The organism is Litoribacter populi, assembly GCF_007483685.1.
Lineage (GTDB): Bacteria > Bacteroidota > Bacteroidia > Cytophagales > Cyclobacteriaceae > Litoribacter > Litoribacter populi.
Window position 1 is genome coordinate 2,038,865 of the sequence record NZ_VMKN01000001.1, and the last position, 18,844, is coordinate 2,057,708.

The window sequence follows — 18,844 nt, forward strand, 5'->3', positions numbered from 1 at the left end:
TATTTTTAACAATCAAACCTATGCGTAAACTCTATTCTTTATTCATTTTACCTCTCCTGATCTGGACCGCTGGTTGTGCACCTTCCCCAGATGTGGTTTCTGAGAATGTTGGTAAAAAAGACCATTGGCCCCATGCTGGCATTACCTATGAGATTTTTGTACAGTCCTTTTACGACACAGATGGTGACGGTATTGGCGACATTAATGGAGTTACCAAAAATTTGGACCACGTAAAAGACTTAAATGCCAACGCTATTTGGTTTATGCCCATTATGCCTTCTCCAAGTTATCACAAGTATGATGTGACCGACTATAAGGACATCCACCCTGACTACGGGACTTTAGAGGACTTCAAAAAATTGATCGAGGAAGCTCATGAAAAGGATATCCGAATAGTGATCGACATGATCATCAACCATACAAGCAGCGAGCATCCATGGTTTTTGGAAGCTAAAAAAGGCCCTGAAAATCCATATAGGGACTACTATGTTTGGGCAGGTAAGGATACCATTGCTGATCATATTAACAAGAAGAAAACCACTCTGGACAGCGACAACATTCGTCAGTGGCACGATCCAGGACAAGGGGATGAGTTTTACTATGGCTTTTTCACTGGCAATATGCCTGATCTGAATTTTGACAATCCAGAAGTAAGGAAAGAGATCTATGAAATCGGTCGCTTTTGGCTGGAAGAAATGGGCGTTGATGGATTCAGACTTGACGCCGCGAAACATATTTATCCTGATGACCGACCCGAAGACAACCATGCCTTTTGGGTGGAATTCAGGGAAGAAATGGAGAAGATCAAATCAGACGTCTACTTAGTAGGTGAGGTTTATGATATGAAGGAAGTGGTAGCCCCTTATTTACCGGGATTGCCCGCGTTGTTTAATTTTGATTTTCATTACACACTCTTGGAGTCCTTTGAAAAAGAGGAGGGAATGCTTTTGGCCGAAAGACAAAAGGAGATCCTTGACTTCTACAATGAAATCACCGATGACTTTATTGATGCTACATTCTCTTCAAACCATGACCAACCACGATTACTGAGCAGCCTAAAGGGTAACGAGGAAAAGGCTAGGCAAGCTATCGCGATTTTGATGACCATGCCTGGGGCTCCGTATTTATATTATGGTGAGGAGATTGGAATGTTGGGTGAAAAGCCTGATGAGCTTATCCGGGAGCCATTCCTTTGGGATGCCAAGGAGAATGATTCCGGACGCGCAACCTGGATTGAACCCAAATTCAGCACCGATGAAACCGTTACGCCTTTGGCCATACAAAAGGAAGACCCTTCAAGTAAGTTTAACTTTTACAAGGAAGTCACCTCTCTACGCGCTAATGATGAGGTTTTGACCTTGGGCTCGTTGGAATTGATGGAGGATGAGTTTGATTCTGCTGTGATGGCTTACGAAAGACATTATGACAGACAGATTTACAAAGTCTTCCATAACATAGGTGAGTCAGATGTGGAGTTCGAGCTAAATAGCGGAGATTTTGAAATAGTATACCGCCATGGTGATAGCAAAATGGATGATAATGGAAAGGTCAAAATGGGAGCTTATAGCTCGCTTGTGATTAAGTAAACTTTTGATAATCAGTGGTAAACCTCACCTTCGGGTGGGGTTTTTTTTTGTATAAATTTTTTATAAACCATTTGTTATAAAGTGTTGATAATAAGTATATTATGGGTTATTGTTTAAATAATAACATTCGCAGGTTGGTGAAAAAAATTGCATAACTCTCTAATTTTTAGCCTAAAACCTTACTTTTATGAAATCTTTTTATTTATATTTGAAATACAAAAACAAGTATTTTTTATACAACCACCGTGTCTATGAAATTTTTAAACCGAGTGAGTATTTTACCGAGATGGACAATAGCACTTTTTGATAGTTTAATTCTGGTTTATGCAGTTGTTATTGGATTTGCCTTACGCTACAATTTTGATTTTACTGCTTTTAAGACCTATTCTCTTGCTGATGGTTTGTTGCTCTTCCTCTGCTGTGGTTGGGTTGCTATGGGTTTAAGCAAAAGTTATTTGGGAATAATCCGGCATACCAGCTTAAGGGACGGAGTTATTTTGGCAAAAATGATCCTAATCACTGCGGTATTGGCAACAGTAAGCAATTTTTTAGCGGTACATGTACTTGGATATGAGTGGATATTGTCCTCAGCTGTTTTGATGATAGCTTCAGGTGTGGCTTTGATGACATTGTTGTTTTATAGAATGATTATCAAGGAGCTCTTTGGCTTCATCAAACACAGTAAGAAGGATATTATACCCGTGGCAGTTTTTGGAGCAGGGGAGGCTGGTGTTCTAGCGCAGGAAGTGTATGCCAATGATAACCAAGTAAAGAAAAGGGTTGTAGCTTTTCTTGATGATGATCCCCACAAAGCGGGAAAAGTACTTTCTGGGGCCAAGATTTATTTGGGTCTTGAAATTCTTGCCTCGGTTGCAACCAAATATAAAATCCGGGAATTGGTAATTTCTGTCCAGGATCTTTCCCCCAATCGAAGGAGACAGATAATCGATGAATGTTTGAGACTCAATATTCACGCTACCATCATCCCTCCGGTAAAAGAATGGATTAATGGTACTCTGGGTTCCAGCGGAATCAGGGAGGTCAAGATTGAAGATTTGTTATCTAGAGAAGAGATAGGTCTTGACAATGAGCATGTGAAGCAAGATATTGAAGGCAAGGTGATCATGGTTACCGGTGCTGCTGGGTCAATAGGAAGTGAACTTGTCAGACAACTAAAAATATACAATCCAAAGCAGGTATTGTTGGTAGACCAGGCCGAATCACCACTTTACTCCCTTCACACGGAAGTTAATTCACAGGGACTTGAAATTGAATTAGTGCCATTGCTAGCCGACATTAGGAAAAGGAAAACTATGGCGAGGATCATGAGTAAGTATAGACCTCAGATTATCTATCATGCGGCAGCTTACAAGCATGTGCCTATGATGGAGGAGTTTCCTGAGGAAGCCATAAAATCTAACATTCTTGGGACCCGGACTATTGCCGACTTGGCCGTACTCAACCATGTTGAAAAATTTGTGATGGTAAGCACAGATAAAGCTGTGAATCCCACTAACGTAATGGGGGCTTCCAAAAGAATAGCTGAAATGTACGTTCAGGCATTGAATGATGCCATTGCCGAAACCAATGATTCAAGAAAAACCCGCTTTGTAACCACCCGTTTTGGAAATGTTCTGGGCTCCAACGGATCTGTGATTCCGCTTTTCAAAAGCCAGATTCAAAATGGGGGGCCTGTTACAGTGACCCATCCGGACATTACAAGATACTTTATGACCATCCCGGAAGCATGTCAGCTGGTGATTGAGGCAGGTGTGATGGGTAATGGAGGGGAGGTATTCGTCTTTGATATGGGAGAACCGATTAAAATTTTAGATCTGGCCAAGAGAATGATTCAGTTGAGTGGCAAGAAGCTTTGGAAGGATGTTGGAATTGAATTTTCAGGTCTACGGCAAGGGGAAAAACTTTTTGAGGAGCTTTTAACTACCTCCGAAAAGGTAGTTGAAACCCACCATCCCAAAATTATGATCGCCAAGGTCAAAAAGGTGAATTTTGAATCAATTGTAAATAAAGTAGAGGCATTCAAAGTACTTCTGCACAAAAATTCAGATATCGCATTGGTAAGCCACATGAAAAATATCGTGCCTGAATATATAAGCAATGCCTCAAGATTTAGCTTTTTGGATAAAATGGAGCTCAAACAATAAAATTACCTCAGTTTAACCACTACGGCCTCCCAACATTTTTTGGGAGGCTTTTTTGTCTGAACAAGAAATGTAAGACTCAGATAATCAGAGTAATTAGAGGATTTTTTAGTGGGATGAATTTCGTATTTGAGTTAATTTTTTTGATTTTTAAACTGAATGAGTGAAGAAATAGTAGTATTTCCATTAAAAAAATAAATATTTCAACTCTTTAATATTTGTCATGGTATAATAATTGTATCCTATATTATTGATTTTGTATTTGGTAAAATTTTTTTACATTAATAATAGGATATGTTTCGTTTAGTTGCCTTTTTAGCTTTTTATTGCTGCTTCCTTTTCGCTCACGAACTAAAGGGGCAAAGGCATACTCCGGTGATCGATTTTTATGATATTATCAGTGATACCTTGGTGTTAAACCATGATAATTTTCCTGAAGCGTATCGAATGAAAATGGTCACCAATCATAAAGGAGCAGATTTTCTCTATGTTTTTGATTGTAAAAAAGGAGGTTTTGAAATCTTCGACCTTTGGACCAAAGCCCATACTAAAAGCATAAACGCTCCGGTGGTAGATGGATTGCCAGGCTTTGCGGCAGCATCTTTTGACATCGAAAGCCCAAATGAGATTTATCTGCTTAGCCAAAAAGGTAACCTAGTACAGCTCGACAGTTCTGGCAAAATGGTGGAACATTGGCTGGTGACTCAGGAATTGGATGGAGAGGAATATGCTCTCAGTATTTCTGACTATTTGAGCAATTTTGCCGTGATGGATCAAAAAGCTTATCTGCCTATCATGCATACCTACAAGAAGAATGGGAAATTTACTCTAAAGGGAAAACCAGCCATGGTGGTGTATGATCTGGAAAACGGTGAAGTAGAAAAAGAATTTGCAGGATACCCCAAATCCACCTATAAATCCAGCAATCTGCCTAGCCCAAAATATGAGTTTGCCGCTCTTAAACTCAAAGAAGAAGAGCGCTTGGTGATTTCATACCTGAAAGACCCTGAGCTAAAAGCTTATAAATTCAAGAATAATAAAGCTAAATCTAGTAGAGCGGAAAGCCCATTCCTGAATGATAACAAAATTCGTCCACAAAAAGACCAGTTTGGAAACGTCATTCAATATAGCAACCCCAACGGTTTCTATCATAATATTTACTATGATGAAAACCGTCAACTATTCTACAGGACCGTCGCTCACCATCATGACAATGGCAACAGCTTAGCCAGAAGGCCTTTCTCCATACAGGTTATTGATAAGAATTATAACTTGCTTTCTGAAATCAAAGTGCCTGGAACGGAACCTTTGGACCACATGAAGCTAACAGTAATCAAAGAGGGGCTGTTGCTTCAGATCTGCCAGCAGAAAAATCCGAAAGAGGTCCATTTTTTGGTATTGGACGTGAATAAGTCATTTAGAGACTGATCCGTTTATCAGGCAAAAAAGGTATTCATAGAAAGTTCAGATATAGTTTGTCCATAATGTTTTATATTAGGAACCTATCCGGTGATACTGGATAGGTTTTTTTGTAAACAAATCCTTACCCAAATGAAAAAAACTATACTGATTCTGAGTTTGCTGATTTCAGTCCAATTTGTCAGTCTTGCACAAGAAAGACAGATCGAGGTGGAGTCGGCCAATACCACCAACCATGAGATTACTATCAAAGGCCAGCGGGTTCCCTATTCTGCCACCGCAGGTACCCAGCCTGTTTGGAACGAAGACGGCAAGCCAATAGCTTCTTTGTTTTATACCTATTATGAGAGGACCGATGTTTCAGACAAAGCCACCCGACCATTGGTGATTTCCTTCAACGGTGGACCTGGATCTGCTTCCATCTGGATGCACATTGCCTATACAGGCCCAGTGCTTCTCAATATGGATGATGAAGGCAACCCCACTCAGCCATACGGTACCCGCTCTAATCCTCACTCTATCTTGGATGTGGCCGACATCGTATATGTAGATCCAGTAAATACTGGTTATTCTCGTATAGTTGACAAAGAAACTGACAGAAAGAAGTTTTTCGGTGTGAATGCTGACATCGAGTACCTATCCGACTGGGTTAACACTTTTGTAACCAGACAGAACAGATGGGCCTCCCCGAAGTACCTTATCGGCGAAAGTTATGGTACCACTCGTGTTGCCGGTATGGTCAACCGTCTTCAAAACTCTCACTGGATGTTCTTCAACGGTGTGATTTTGGTATCGCCAACAGGATTAGGTATAGATAGAAGTGGTCCAGTAGCAGCAGCCAACTACCTGCCATACTATGCTGCCACAGCTTGGTACCACGAAGCCCTGGATGCGGATCTTCAAAATCAAGATCTAGATGACTTCCTGCCAGAAGTGGAGGAGTTTACCATAAACGAACTAATTCCAGCAATGGTGAAAGGTGGCTACTTGGAAGAAGAGCGCAAAAGAGAGCTTGCCAAAAAGATGTCTCATTATTCAGGCTTAAGTGAAAAGGTAATATTAGAACATAACCTGGCTGTTCCTACCAATTTCTTCTGGAAAGAATTGAAAAGAGAAGAGGGGTTGACAATTGGGAGATTGGATAGCCGATATAGAGGAATTGACCGTCAGGGTACAGGAGACCGTCCTGATCATGATCCCGCACTTACGGCTTGGAATCATGCATTTGCTCCGGCGATGAATCATTATGTAAGAAATGTTCTGAAGTTCGAAACCGACCTTACCTATAATCTTTTTGGCCCTGTGCATCCTTGGGATAGAAGCGGAGATAGAACAGGGGAGAACCTGAGATCAGCCATGGCGCAAAACCCATACCTGCACTTGCTTGTGCAATCTGGTTATTATGATGGCGGTACGGATTATTTCAATGCTAAGTATAATCTTTGGCAGATGGATCCAAGTGGTAAGCTAAAGGATAGAATGGACTGGAAAGGATATCGTAGCGGTCACATGATGTACCTGCGTGCCGAAGATCTAGAGACCTCCAACGAGGACATCCGCCAGTTTATCCTACAAGCCACCCCAGAAAAAGGAGCGCCAGCTAGGTATTAGAGAAGACGGGGCTTTAGGAAATGAAGGATCAAGATACTTAAAGCAAATATGACCTTTCAGGTTTTTTTTAACCTGGAAGGTCTTTTCCTTAAGTTGTGCATTTCTCCGACTTCGCGTTAATCAACTTGTTACTTCCCAAAGACAACCCTTATATATCCCAACCAAGTGTTAACCTTATCCCTAGGGTCATCCATAGATGTTCAATGGATGTCCCATAGGTGTCCCATGGGTTCGTTAGTATTTCGCTAAAATCTAAGATTTCATTGTACTTTTTAAATAAGCGTAATGCCTTTGCAGACTCCTCCCTATATCAGTTAAGTATCCTTACCGAATTTCCCGAAAATTAGACTCTGAAATCAGCCGTAGTTGATCAATTGTCGCCATATCGTGGGTTTCTCGAGCCTCTGGATTACTACTTTCTAAAAGAATACACTTCCAGAAACTCTCCAAAATTAGTCACCACCTTTTCCAAACCCATCAACACAGAAACCTGCCGATAAACATCCTCTGGCTCCAATCCTATGCTACGCATGTAATGAATAGAAATACTTCCGGCAGATTTGGAAAGTTTTTTATTTTCAGGGGTAAGGATGAGAGAATGATGATGGAAGTGGGCATTCAAAAAGGATGGCCTCTTCAATGCTTTAGCTAAGAGCAACTGAGCTGCAGTGGACCTCGAAAGGTCTTTGCCCCGCACAATCAGGTCCACGTCAAAGTGAAGGTCGTCCATCAAAGAAGCTAATTGATAGGCTGGCAAACCGTCTTTTTTCCAAACTACAAAATCTTGCATCCTTTTGGAAAGCTGTAAACTTTCTACTGTCCCAGCGATAGGATTCACTTTAGTTGAAGTAAAAGCTTCAATCCTAAATCTCCAGTTGCATACTCTATTGTTATCCAGCGATTTATTTCGGCAAGTTCCAGGGTATCGCCCATTTTTACTGGCCAGCGAGACCTGCTTTCTGCTACATTGGCAGGCAAAAACCAGATTATTTATTTTCAAAGATTCAAAAGCCTCCTGATACATTTCCAATCTTCTATGTTGGGACCAGTTCTGCTCGAAATCCAAAGGGTCAGCTGGTCCTTCATCATAGGGTATTCCTAGAAAAGTTAAGGTGTTAAAAATGTCCTTGACATACTCCGGACGTTTTCTAGATAGGTCAAGGTCATCAATCCGCAGCAAAATCTTGGCATCCATCTTCCTTGCAAGAGCAGCTGTGGTCAGAAAATTGACCACATTTCCGATATGCAGGTAGCCACTGGGGGTAGGAGCAAGTCTTGTCGTGGAAAACTTCATGAAGTGCTTATACTTTTTCACTAAGTTAAAAAATTATTGAGATCTACGGGTACAAACCTAGCGAAGAGATCTTCCTTAAACCAGCCCTCATTGTTGGCCATTTTGAGCACCTGTTTGTGGTCTGATTGATAGGCGAAATTCTTCATGCTGTCCAAGTCTTTCCATTGAGAAAAAGTGGCCTGTTCCACTAGAGGGAACTGTCCAATTCCCTTTGCGAATATCAATCCAGGCGAATTATAAAGTGCCTTGGTCGTCAGGGGGACATTTCTCCAAAAGGATAGCAACTTGGTTTTATCAATGCTCGCCCGAGTTAAGGCAAAAACAGGCCCGTCCTCATAATGGGCCATTTCGTAACCTTGAAAGGGATTGCCTTTTTCCCAGCTACCATAAGATTGCAGGCAGGACATCCAGTGAGTTTGGTAGCTGTGGCTCTTAGAGGCAAAAGTTGTGAAGGTTGCTGATTGTTCCCAGCTTTTTGCTTTTTCAAATGAGTCCCAGATACACAGAATGACATAGGTTCCGAAATCTGGTTTGATGGAAAAACCAGACCCACCGCCACTTCCCAGAAGCTTGGCAAAGCTTGCACCGGGAATTTCAAGGTCGGAATGCTGCATTTGACGGAGTGCCCACCATTTTTGGGTAAGGGGGAAATTGAAAAAACTGAAGGATACCAGGGATTTACTCATGACTTTTTGCCCATTCAAAGTGGGGGTGATTATTGGGTGTTGTAAGGGGAAACCCACAAAAGGGGCATTAGTTTTCGATTTTCAAAAGGATTCTTAGCCTGAATCGTTATAGATTTAGTAATTTTGCGGACTTCAATGACCAGGTACGTCTCAGGTACATCCTGTAAAGATATAGAATGAAAACATACTTCCGATTACTTTCCTTTGCCAAGCCGATTGAAAAATTCGCGATTCCCTATCTGATTTTCACCTTGCTTGGGGTAATCTTCAATACGCTGAACCTTGCTTTGTTGGCCCCTTTGCTGAATACGCTCTTTGCGAGTAAGGATGCCGCTCCGGCCCGACAGCCCGAAAGCTGGACCGATCCAGTGGGGTACCTCAACTATTACGCGCATCTTGCTAATGAACAGTTTGGACCTTATGGTGCCTTGAAGGTTGTCTGTGCGGTCATCGTCATTTCAGTTTTATTCAGCAACGTGTTCAGGTACCTTTCCCAACGGGTGATGGAAAATCTACGGATCCATACCCTGTTGAACATGCGTAAAAAGGTTTTTGACAACGTTATGGATATGCATGTCGGCTATTTCAGTAACCAGCGAAAAGGTGATATTATTTCTAAAATTGCGTCTGATGTGCAAGTCGTTCAGTTTAGCGTGACCGGGACATTGCAGGTGATTTTCAAAGAACCGTTACAGTTGTTGGCTTATATCTTTATGCTTTTTGCCATTTCCTTCAAGCTAACCATTTTTTCACTTTTGATTATTCCAATATCGGGATTTGTAATAGCTAGGATTGTGAAAAGGCTGAAGAAGCAGGCTTCGGAAGCCCAGCATCTGTATGGTGTGATGATCAGCTATTTGGATGAGGCGCTTTCCGGCATTAAAATCATCAAGGCTTTTAATGCTACAGAAAACATTAAGAACAAGTTTAATTGGGAAAATGAAAAGTACTCCAACTTGAGTCGTAAAATGGTGAAGAGGCAGCAGTTAGCTTCACCTGTGTCGGAGTTCATGGGAGTGACTATGGTTGCGATTATTGTGCTATATGGAGGTTCATTGATAATTGACAACCGTTCCGAACTTAGTCCATCAGAATTTATCGCCTACATCGCCATATTTTCTCAAGTAATGCGTCCTGCAAAGGCCATTACGGATTCTTTCAGTACAGTTCATTCCGGGATAGCAGCGGGGGAGAGGGTGTTAGCCTTGATTGACGAGAAGCCTGAGATCACTGATGCCCAGGATGCCAAAGAATTGAAAGAATTTCAAGAAGCCTTAAGCCTTGAGAATGTGGATTTTGATTATCCTGGAAGGAAAGTGCTCAACAATATTAATTTAAAAATACCGAAAGGTAAGACAGTTGCCCTGGTTGGTCCGTCAGGGGGAGGTAAGTCAACTTTGATGGATTTGATTCCAAGGTTTATAGAGCCACAGGGAGGAAGGATACTGATTGATGGACATGATATCACTCAATTAACAATGGAGTCGCTTAGAAGCCAGATTGGGGTGGTCAACCAGGAATCTATTCTATTCAACGATTCTATCAGGAGCAATATAGCTTTTGGGAAGCCAGATGCCACACAGGAGGAAATCGAGGCTGCGGCCAGAATTGCCAATGCCCATGATTTCATCTTGGAGACCGAAAAGGGTTATGATACCAATATTGGGGATAGAGGTATGAAACTTTCCGGTGGGCAAAAGCAGCGGATATCCATTGCACGGGCAGTATTGAAAAATCCGCCTATCATGCTGTTGGATGAGGCCACCTCCGCATTGGACACTGAGTCTGAGAAACTGGTACAGGATGCCCTTAACAAACTGATGCGTAACCGAACTTCTTTGGTCATCGCACATAGGCTTAGTACTATTCAAAACGCGGATTTGATAGTCGTGCTGGAGGATGGCAAGATAACTGAGAAAGGTACTCATCAGGAGCTTATTCTGCATGAAGGTGTCTATAAAAAACTGGTGGAAATGCAGGAATTTTCTACCACCTGACCTAGGGTGAATCCATTTTAAAAGCTGAAATAACAAAGAGCCATATTTCTATTTTGTTTAATTGATATTGATTTTTTATTATTAATTAAGAGAATGGTATAATAATTGGTCTTTAAATAGATTATTTAATTGTTAATTAATTCAGGACCAAAGGGATAACCATGCAAATTAAAAAACCACAACCACTTGTATCCATTGCAGTATGTACTTACAATGGAGGCAAGTATCTTACTCGCCAGTTGGATACTTTGGTTAATCAGACCTACCCAAATCTTGAGATTGTGGTGCTGGATGATGGTAGCACGGACACTACTTGGGGAATACTTAAGGAATATGAGTCCAATTATACTTTTTTTACAGCAATCCAAAACCCTGAAAACTTAGGGTATGTCAAGAATTTCGAAAAGGCATTAGGTATTTGCAACGGAGATTATATTGCATTATCTGATCAGGATGATCTATGGGCCCTTGATAAGATTGAAAAGCAAATGGCTGCGATTGGTGATCATTTATTGGTGTATCATGATTCCCATTTTATTGATGAAAAAGATGAAGACCTTGAAAAAGGAATGACCGATATTATCAATCTTTACCATGGTTCCGATCCAGAACCATTCCTGCTTTTTAATTGTGTATCAGGTCACAGTATGCTAATCAAAAGAGAGTTGCTGGACTATGCACTTCCTTTTCAAAAAGGATATTTTCATGATCATTGGTTAGCTTATGTGGCGGCAAATGTAGGTTCTATCGGATACATTGATGAGCGTTTAGTTCACTATCGTCAACATACGGAGAGTAATACTGATATATTGAATTTACGAAAAAAGAACAGAAATAAAAGGTACCATTCCAACCGGGATATTAACAAATTACAGAAAGAGTTGAGTTGGTTGAAAATGTGTGCTTCTTATCCAAATAACAGAGATAGTAAATTAGTAAAAAAGCTGACTAAAATGTTTGAAAACAGGATGTCATCTTTCATTTCTATAGACTATGCTATGTATCTTTTTAAAAATCGGGATCGTTTTCTTTGTATTCCGAAAAAGAGTGCAGCTAGTAAAAATACTTTTATCTATAAGCAGATATGGGGCTTAAAGACCAAATTGTTTTGGGATAAATTGACCCAGAAGCAATTTCTGCCAGAACTTCGCTCATTTTTACATTTGTAGCTCAAAATTGAATCTTGAGAGTGAGAGGGTATAACTTAAAAATCGTCAATGATTAGCATCATCATTTGCTCGGTCAATCAAAAGCATTTAGACCAAATTTCTCAGAATATTTCTCAAACTATTGGGGTAGAATATGAATTGTTAGCAATTGATAATTCCAAAAATCCAAAAGGGATAACCTCAATTTATAATGAGGGTGCGAAAAGGGCCAAATATGAGTACCTTTGTTTTGTTCATGAGGATGTTCTTTTTGAGACTATGAATTGGGGTGAAAAAGTTTCCCAAATTCTGAGAAATAAATCTATAGGACTTGTGGGGATTGCTGGTAGTGTTTATAAATCCCTCGCGCCCTCAGGTTGGTATCTATATGAACTCAATTATCCTGCAAAAGCATTTCAAAAAATCCGTCAGGCATACAAATTTCAGGATCGTCCTGCGAGATTAGTGGACTACAATCCGAGCAAAAAAAAATTAAATGAAGTAATCTGTATAGATGGGGTTTGGTTTTGCACGACAAAAAGTGTTATAAATGACATTCCATTTGACGAGTCATTTGATGGATTTCATGGTTATGATGTGGATTTTTCCTTAGCAGTTGCCCAGAAGTATAAAGTAATGGTAACCTTTGATGTTCTTTTAACGCATTTTTCAGAAGGGAGATTTGACCGTAAATGGTTAGATGCAACTTTAAAAGTGCAAGAAAAATGGAATCATTGCCTTCCCTTCTACCTATCAGATGTGCCCAAAAATTTAATTTATAAAACAGAAAAAGGTGCATTCAAAAAGTCCATAAAGCAAATGTTGGATTGGGGTTATTCATTTGGCGAGATTAAGACTATGCTTGATAATGCAAGGAAATCACCTTTTATGAAAAATAAGCTATTTTTTAAGCTTTATTTTTACCTCATAAAAAAGAGACTTTTTTATAGTCTTACCTATAACAGAACACCGTAATTGCCATATCAAAAGTTTCACAGATAAGATTTTTATCCACGAAAGGCCTTCTTCTAGCACTAGACTCCTTAATATGATACCTAAACCCCTCCTCAACAATCAAAGCGAGCAACTCATGAAGGGACTGGGGCTTATGGATGTCGTTGTGATATTCAAAAAATATGTGTTGCACTTTAGAGAGTGACCCCTTGCATGCTTTAAGAACCTCTACTTCTGCACCTTCTATGTCCAGTTTTAGAAAATCCACACCTTTGTTAAGCAAAGTTTTTAACTCTACAGTTTTTACTTTCTCGACTGGCTTTCTTTTGGATTTGTACAGGTTGTTTACTCTTCCGCCCATTCCTCCATCAGTGCTGAAGGTAAGTTCAGTTTCTTCTGTCCATACGGCCTGCTGGTGAAGGGTGACATTATTAAGTTTAAATTTTTCAACATTCTCCTGTAATACCTCGAAAATAGCTTTTTCGGGCTCGAAAGCGATGATATTATGTTTGGGATAGTTTTTGGCGAAATACATCACACTCAAACCCATGTTAGCGCCACAATCTAGGATGGTGCCTCCAGTTTTTATTTTAGGACTGAATTTATATATCTCCTCTTGGAATATCTCCATGTATGTATTGACAAAGCTTGCGGCATGGTGATATCTGAATGGGGTGGTGAATATGGTAGAGTACCCTTTATGGCTACTAGAAAGATCCCGTAACCTGTTGAGTTCTATGATTTTTTTATCTGGAAGGGCTGAAGTTTTTTTCTTAAAAAGGCGGGTAATAAAGCGCATGCTTGTGTCAATGGTTTTATGAGTTCTAAATATAAAACAAATAAATGGGCACAGCTAAGCAAATAGTGACAAAATTGATAGGTTAAAGCCAGTTTTTTGTGGCACTTTTTTTGGTTAATTTCGCCTAAGCAAACATTGATAACATGATCAAGAAAATCATATTTATTTTAGCAGTCGCATTCATCATCGAAGGTTGCGCTAAAGTGCCTCTCAGTGGGAGAAGGCAATTGAGTATCATCGGCAATTCAGAAATCCTACCCATGTCTTATGAGCAGTATGATCAGGTAAAGGCAGAGAGCAACCTGGTAACGAATACCGCCGAGGGTCAAATGGTGCAAAATGCCGGAAACCGGATAGCCAAGGCAGTGGAAACCTATCTCAACGAAAGAGGATATGAGGACGTAACTGAAGGCTTTGCTTGGGAATTCCATCTCATTGAAGATGACCAGATCAATGCCTGGGCAATGCCTGGAGGTAAAGTGGCATTTTATACTGGAATTATGCCTATAGCACAAGATGAGACGGGTGTAGCCGTGATCATGGGCCATGAGGTGGCACATGCCATAGCTAACCATGCTCGTGAAAGAATGTCTCAAGGTTTGGTGGCTAATGGTCTTGTGGGAGGGCTTCAAGCTGCTATGGGGCAAAACCCAAGCATGACTCAGTCTATTTTCCTACAAGCTGTAGGATATGGTGGACAAGTGGGGATGCTTAAGTTCTCTCGTGACCAAGAACTTGAGGCTGATGAATTAGGACTTACCTTTATGGCCATTGCTGGCTATGACCCAAGGGAAGCACCGGTATTCTGGCAAAGAATGGAAGCCGCCTCAGGAGGAGGACAAAGACCGCCGGAATTTCTTTCGACACACCCAGGACCAAATAGACGTATCGATCAGCTTAACAAGATGATGCCTGATGCGATGGAATACTATAATAAGAATAAGAGATAAGTACGAGGTACGAAGTACGAGGTACGAAGTTGGTTTCAGCTTCTCGTACTTCGTACTTCGTATTTCGTGCTTTTAAATCATTTGTTGAAGCTTCGTAATTTTACCTGTGTGAACTTACGTTTGGTATCTAGTGGAAAGTCCCCTTTCATCATCCAATCGTAGTAGCCAGGTTCTTCTTTCAATACTTGCTCAATTGGTTTACCCTTGTGTTTACCGAAATTGAAGCACTCTACACCTTGGTCATTGAATATAAACCTTCCAGCCAAGTCTACCATTTTTTCATTGAAGAGTGCGTGTAGCTTCTTAACATCATTTTCAATCACACCGAGTTTGTTACCCAATAGGTCTTCTACTTCTTTTCCGTCATATCTCTCGATTTGGGCTTTGAATATTTCGTAGGTGGCAATCGTATCTGCTTCTGCGCTGTGCGCGTTTTCTAGCAATTTGCCACAGTAGAATTGGTAAGCAGCCGTTAGGTTTCTTTTTTCCATCATATGGAAAATCTTCTGGGCATCCAGTAGACTTCTTTTTTCAATGTCAAAATCCAGTCCTGCACGTAGGAATTCCTCAACTAATAGAGGAATGTCATACTTCAAAACATTAAACCCGGCCAAGTCGGCACCTTCCAGAAACCTGTAAAGCTCTTTTGATACGTCCTTGAAGGTAGGCGCATCTTTCACATCTTCATCATAAATCCCGTGAATCAGGGAGACTTCCTTAGGTATAGGTATGGTTGGATTTACCTTTTTGGTCAAGATCTCCTCAGTGCCATCAGGCTGAACTTTAACCACGCTGAATTCCACGATGCGGTCGGTGGATATATTGGTGCCAGTGGCCTCTAGGTCAAAAAATGCAATAGGTGTTCTTAGATTAAGATTCATTATTCAGCTTGGTTAAATTTGTTTTTCAATAAAGTCAATTCCATATCATCGTAATTGCCGGAACTCATCAGCAAAAGATTGGTGCTGTCAAAACTCTTGCTTTCCAGATAATCTTTCAACTCTTCCATCACGGTGAAGAGTTTGAGGTCTTTTCTCTTAAACCCATCTTGCAGGGTTTCCTCACTCATTAATTCAAGTTTTTTTAAAGCTACTGCTTTTGGGTTGAGATAAATCAAGGCCTCGTCGGCTGCATCAAAAGTATGGGCATAATTGGCAAGAAAATCCTTGTTCAGGGAGCTATAAGTATGGAGCTCCTGAACGGCTATCAATTTTCTGTTGGGAAACTGTGATTTGACAGCTTCTACAGTAGCTTTTAACTTGGAGGGAGCATGGGCGAAATCTCGGAAAAAGATTCTGTCTTCTGCCTTGGCCAAGATTTCCTGTCTTTTCGCCGCACCTTTAAAGTGCTGAATGGCGTCATAAAAAGCCGGGGCGCTTACCCCAATTGCTTGACAAACTTCCATGGCACCTTGAAGGTTTTGAAGATTATGCTCCCCAAAAACGGCAATCGGAATATTTCTTTCCGAGGTTTTCAGGTAGGTGATGCCTTCTACAATGTCGTATGGGTGGGCTTCGTATGAAGTTTTTTGGTATTTACCAAAATTGGCTTCGCCTAGCTTTTTGACCTCAGGATCCCTCTCACAATAGATAAACTTCCCTTCATCGGGAGTCATTTCAACCAAAGTCTTGAATTGCTGTAGGTAGTTGTCAAAAGTGGGGAATACATTGTAATGGTCCCAGGCAATGCCGCTCATGAGCAGGATGTCATGATGGTAATGGAAGAACTTTGGCCGCCTGTCCATAGGGGAGGTGAGGTATTCATCCCCTTCGATGATGATAATGGGTGCATCGGATAGTTTGACCATTAGATCAAAACCTTCAATCTGTGCTCCGACCAGGTAGTCAAAATTTAATCCATGGTATTTGAGCACATGAAGGATCATGGAAGTGATGGTGGTTTTGCCATGGCTTCCTGAGATTACGATGCGTTTTTTCTCCCTACTTTGCTCAAAGATGAATTCTGGAAAGGAAAATATAGGGATGCCAAGCTCAAGTGCTGCCTGCAGTTCTGGATTTTCCTCTCGGGCGTGCATGCCGAGAATGATACCGTCAAGACCTGGATGGATTTTTTCTGGAAACCAGCCTTTTTCTGCGGGGAGGATTCCGGCGTTATCGAGTCGGGTGCGGGAAGGTTCGTAGATCTCATCATCTGATCCACTAACCTCGTAGCCCTTCGCAACCATTGAAAGAGCCAGATTATGCATCACACTGCCTCCAATGGCGATAAAATGATATTTTTTGGACATAGGGTAAAGTTAAGAAGTTCAAAAATAAGAAATTCATGGATAACCTATTTGTGTTTAAAGGCTTTGTTTGAAATAATATGGACTAATTGGGCTTATCCGATTATAAGCATTTATAAACTAGTGGTGTGTGGGATAGGGAGTTCCATTTTGAATCTAACTGCTCCCTCCTCTAATTCATCACTTTTAAAAATATTTTTGAGATGCTTGGTTATTGTGGTTGTAGTGGTTTTTATGTTTAATTTTTTACCCTATTCATTATGAGAAGTTTATAAAATTTTCGTTTTCCTCTGTTGATAACCTAGTGCATAAATTGTTTATTAACTCTGGATTAAACGTCCTACATTTGTTTCTATGGCAGAGAACAAACCCGCAGGTAAAGATTGGAGTCCTTCCAGGAGAGGTAATTCCTTAAAGCAGAATATTGGAGTAGGCAAGTTGCCACCCCAGGCCCCCGAGTTGGAGGAGGCGGTGCTGGGTGCATTGATGTTGGAAAAGGATGCCCTCACGACGGTGGTGGATATCCTGAGCCCCGACAGTTTTTATAAAGACTCCCATAAAGTTATTTACCAGGCCATACTGGACCTTTTCAACGGTAGTGAGCCTATTGACCTTCTGACAGTCACCAATCAGCTGAGGAAAAACGGTAAACTTGAAATTGCCGGTGGAGCCTATCATATCACCGAGCTGACCTCCAAGGTTTCCTCTGCTGCCAACATCGAATACCACGCCAGGATTATCACCGAACAAGCCATGAAGCGGGACATGATCCGGATCTCCTCTGACATCCAAAAGGAAGCTTACGAAGAGACCACCGACGTGTTTGAACTCTTGGACAAAATGGAATCCTCACTTTTTGAGATTTCCGAAAGAAATATTAGAAAAAACTATTCGGATATGCGCTCAATCATGAGATTGGCCATTACTGAACTGGAAGGCAAAAAAGGCCAGAAAGATGGGCTTACCGGGGTGCCAAGTGGGTTTACAGCACTCGACCGCGTGACCTCTGGTTGGCAGAAATCTGACCTTGTGATTATAGCCGCCCGACCTGCCATGGGTAAGACAGCCTTCGTACTTTCTACCCTGCGTAACGCCGCGGTAGACCACAACAGACCGGTTGCAATTTTCTCCCTGGAGATGTCCTCCGTACAGCTCGTCAACCGTCTCATTTCTTCTGAGGCAGAACTTGACTCTGAAAAAATCAAGAAGGGTAACCTTGCTGACTACGAGTGGGAGCAGCTTATCCATAAAACTAGCAAACTTTCCTCCGCTCCTTTATTTGTGGATGATACCCCAGCACTTTCCATTTTGGAACTTCGGGCCAAGTGTAGAAGATTGAAGGCACAAAGTGACATACAGATGATCGTAGTCGACTACCTTCAGCTGATGTCTGGTGACAGTAAAGGAGGAGGTAACCGTGAGCAGGAAATTGCAAGTATTTCCCGTGCTTTGAAAATGATCGCCAAAGAACTTGAGGTTCCTGTAATTGCACTTTCCCAGTTGTCACGTTCAGTAGAAACAAGAGGAGGAGACAAGAGACCCCAGCTTTCGGATTTGAGGGAATCAGGAGCCATCGAGCAGGATGCTGATATGGTAATGTTCCTTTATCGACCTGAATACTACGGTATCACCGAAGATGAAGAGGGAAACACCACTGCCGGCGTGGGTGAAGTTATCATCGCTAAGCACAGAAACGGCTCGCTGGAAAATGTTAAGTTGAGGTTTATTGGTAAATACACCAAGTTTTGTGACCTGGAACTCAATGCTCCTTATCAGCCACAGGATGCCATGTATGGCCATAAATTCCCAAGCGCCTCTAGTGGACAAGGTTTTGACGATGGTGGTATGATCAGGCATCAAAGTAAAGCCAACAACAATGATGAGCCATTCCCTGGAGGATTTGGAAGTAAGGATGATGCTCCTTTTTAGGCTTAAAAGTTAACTTCCGAAATTAGACAATAGCTGCGCATTGTCTAATTTCGGAAGTTTAAGG

At 41.2% G+C, this 18,844-nt stretch carries 14 protein-coding genes; 9 read left to right on the plus strand and 5 right to left on the minus strand.

The genetic code is table 11. The features are described from left to right. The first annotated feature begins 20 nt into the window (after positions 1–20). From FPL27_RS08945 to FPL27_RS08960, 4 genes are all read left to right on the plus strand, one after another. Positions 21–1,586 (plus strand): alpha-amylase family glycosyl hydrolase, encoded by a 1,566-nt coding sequence (locus FPL27_RS08945; protein ID WP_143960768.1) that lies wholly within the window; start codon positions 21–23, stop codon positions 1,584–1,586. A 251-nt stretch (positions 1,587–1,837) separates the two neighbouring features. Next, positions 1,838–3,751, plus strand: a complete 1,914-nt coding sequence (locus FPL27_RS08950) for a polysaccharide biosynthesis protein (protein ID WP_143960769.1) — start codon at positions 1,838–1,840, stop codon at positions 3,749–3,751. Between the two features lie 291 nt (positions 3,752–4,042). Then, positions 4,043–5,176, plus strand: a complete 1,134-nt coding sequence (locus tag FPL27_RS08955; protein WP_143960770.1) for a DUF4221 family protein — start codon at positions 4,043–4,045, stop codon at positions 5,174–5,176. A 123-nt stretch (positions 5,177–5,299) separates the two neighbouring features. Further along, positions 5,300–6,778 carry a S10 family peptidase gene (locus FPL27_RS08960; RefSeq protein WP_143960771.1) on the plus strand — a complete coding sequence of 493 codons (1,479 nt, stop codon included), beginning with the start codon at positions 5,300–5,302 and terminating at the stop codon, positions 6,776–6,778. Between the two features lie 412 nt (positions 6,779–7,190). On the opposite strand, the gene FPL27_RS08965 is transcribed toward FPL27_RS08960, so the two are convergent. Both FPL27_RS08965 and FPL27_RS08970 read right to left on the minus strand, forming a co-directional pair. Further along, a complete protein-coding gene (locus tag FPL27_RS08965; RefSeq protein ID WP_235893404.1) occupies positions 7,191–8,093 on the minus strand; it encodes a glutamate--tRNA ligase family protein in 903 nt (300 codons plus the stop codon). Next, positions 8,093–8,758, minus strand: coding sequence for a DUF3291 domain-containing protein (locus FPL27_RS08970; protein ID WP_143960772.1), 666 nt, complete (start codon positions 8,756–8,758; stop codon positions 8,093–8,095). Before FPL27_RS08970 ends, FPL27_RS08965 begins: the two co-directional genes overlap by 1 nt. Positions 8,759–8,934: 176 nt before the next feature. On the opposite strand from FPL27_RS08970, the gene FPL27_RS08975 reads away from it, so the two are divergent. The 3 genes from FPL27_RS08975 to FPL27_RS08985 all read left to right on the plus strand — a co-directional run bounded on the left by FPL27_RS08975 (position 8,935) and on the right by FPL27_RS08985 (position 12,878). Beyond that, positions 8,935–10,755, plus strand: coding sequence for an ABC transporter ATP-binding protein (locus FPL27_RS08975; RefSeq protein WP_143960773.1), 1,821 nt, complete (start codon positions 8,935–8,937; stop codon positions 10,753–10,755). A 161-nt stretch (positions 10,756–10,916) separates the two neighbouring features. Continuing rightward, entirely contained in the window at positions 10,917–11,924 is a 1,008-nt protein-coding gene (locus tag FPL27_RS08980; RefSeq protein ID WP_143960774.1) for a glycosyltransferase family 2 protein, read from the plus strand. 48 nt (positions 11,925–11,972) lie between these two features. Then, positions 11,973–12,878 (plus strand): glycosyltransferase, encoded by a 906-nt coding sequence (locus FPL27_RS08985; protein WP_143960775.1) that lies wholly within the window; start codon positions 11,973–11,975, stop codon positions 12,876–12,878. Here the strand turns inward: FPL27_RS08985 and FPL27_RS08990 are convergent. Beyond that, positions 12,856–13,656 (minus strand): FkbM family methyltransferase, encoded by an 801-nt coding sequence (locus FPL27_RS08990; RefSeq protein ID WP_143960776.1) that lies wholly within the window; start codon positions 13,654–13,656, stop codon positions 12,856–12,858. The two genes, FPL27_RS08985 and FPL27_RS08990, sit on opposite strands and share 23 nt — an antisense overlap. Positions 13,657–13,799: 143 nt before the next feature. Here FPL27_RS08990 and FPL27_RS08995 point away from each other — a divergent pair, with 143 nt between their 5' ends. Continuing rightward, positions 13,800–14,606 carry a M48 family metallopeptidase gene (locus tag FPL27_RS08995; RefSeq protein ID WP_143960777.1) on the plus strand — a complete coding sequence of 269 codons (807 nt, stop codon included), beginning with the start codon at positions 13,800–13,802 and terminating at the stop codon, positions 14,604–14,606. Between the two features lie 77 nt (positions 14,607–14,683). On the opposite strand, the gene FPL27_RS09000 is transcribed toward FPL27_RS08995, so the two are convergent. Further along, positions 14,684–15,487, minus strand: a complete 804-nt coding sequence (locus FPL27_RS09000; RefSeq protein WP_143960778.1) for a 3'-5' exonuclease — start codon at positions 15,485–15,487, stop codon at positions 14,684–14,686. Then, positions 15,487–16,854, minus strand: coding sequence for a UDP-N-acetylmuramate--L-alanine ligase (locus FPL27_RS09005; RefSeq protein WP_143960779.1), 1,368 nt, complete (start codon positions 16,852–16,854; stop codon positions 15,487–15,489). The genes FPL27_RS09000 and FPL27_RS09005 overlap by 1 nt, the downstream gene beginning before the upstream one ends. 351 nt (positions 16,855–17,205) lie before the next feature. Here FPL27_RS09005 and dnaB point away from each other — a divergent pair, with 351 nt between their 5' ends. Next, positions 17,206–18,780, plus strand: coding sequence for a replicative DNA helicase (gene dnaB, locus FPL27_RS09010; protein WP_143960780.1), 1,575 nt, complete (start codon positions 17,206–17,208; stop codon positions 18,778–18,780). The last annotated feature ends 64 nt before the right edge of the window (positions 18,781–18,844 follow it).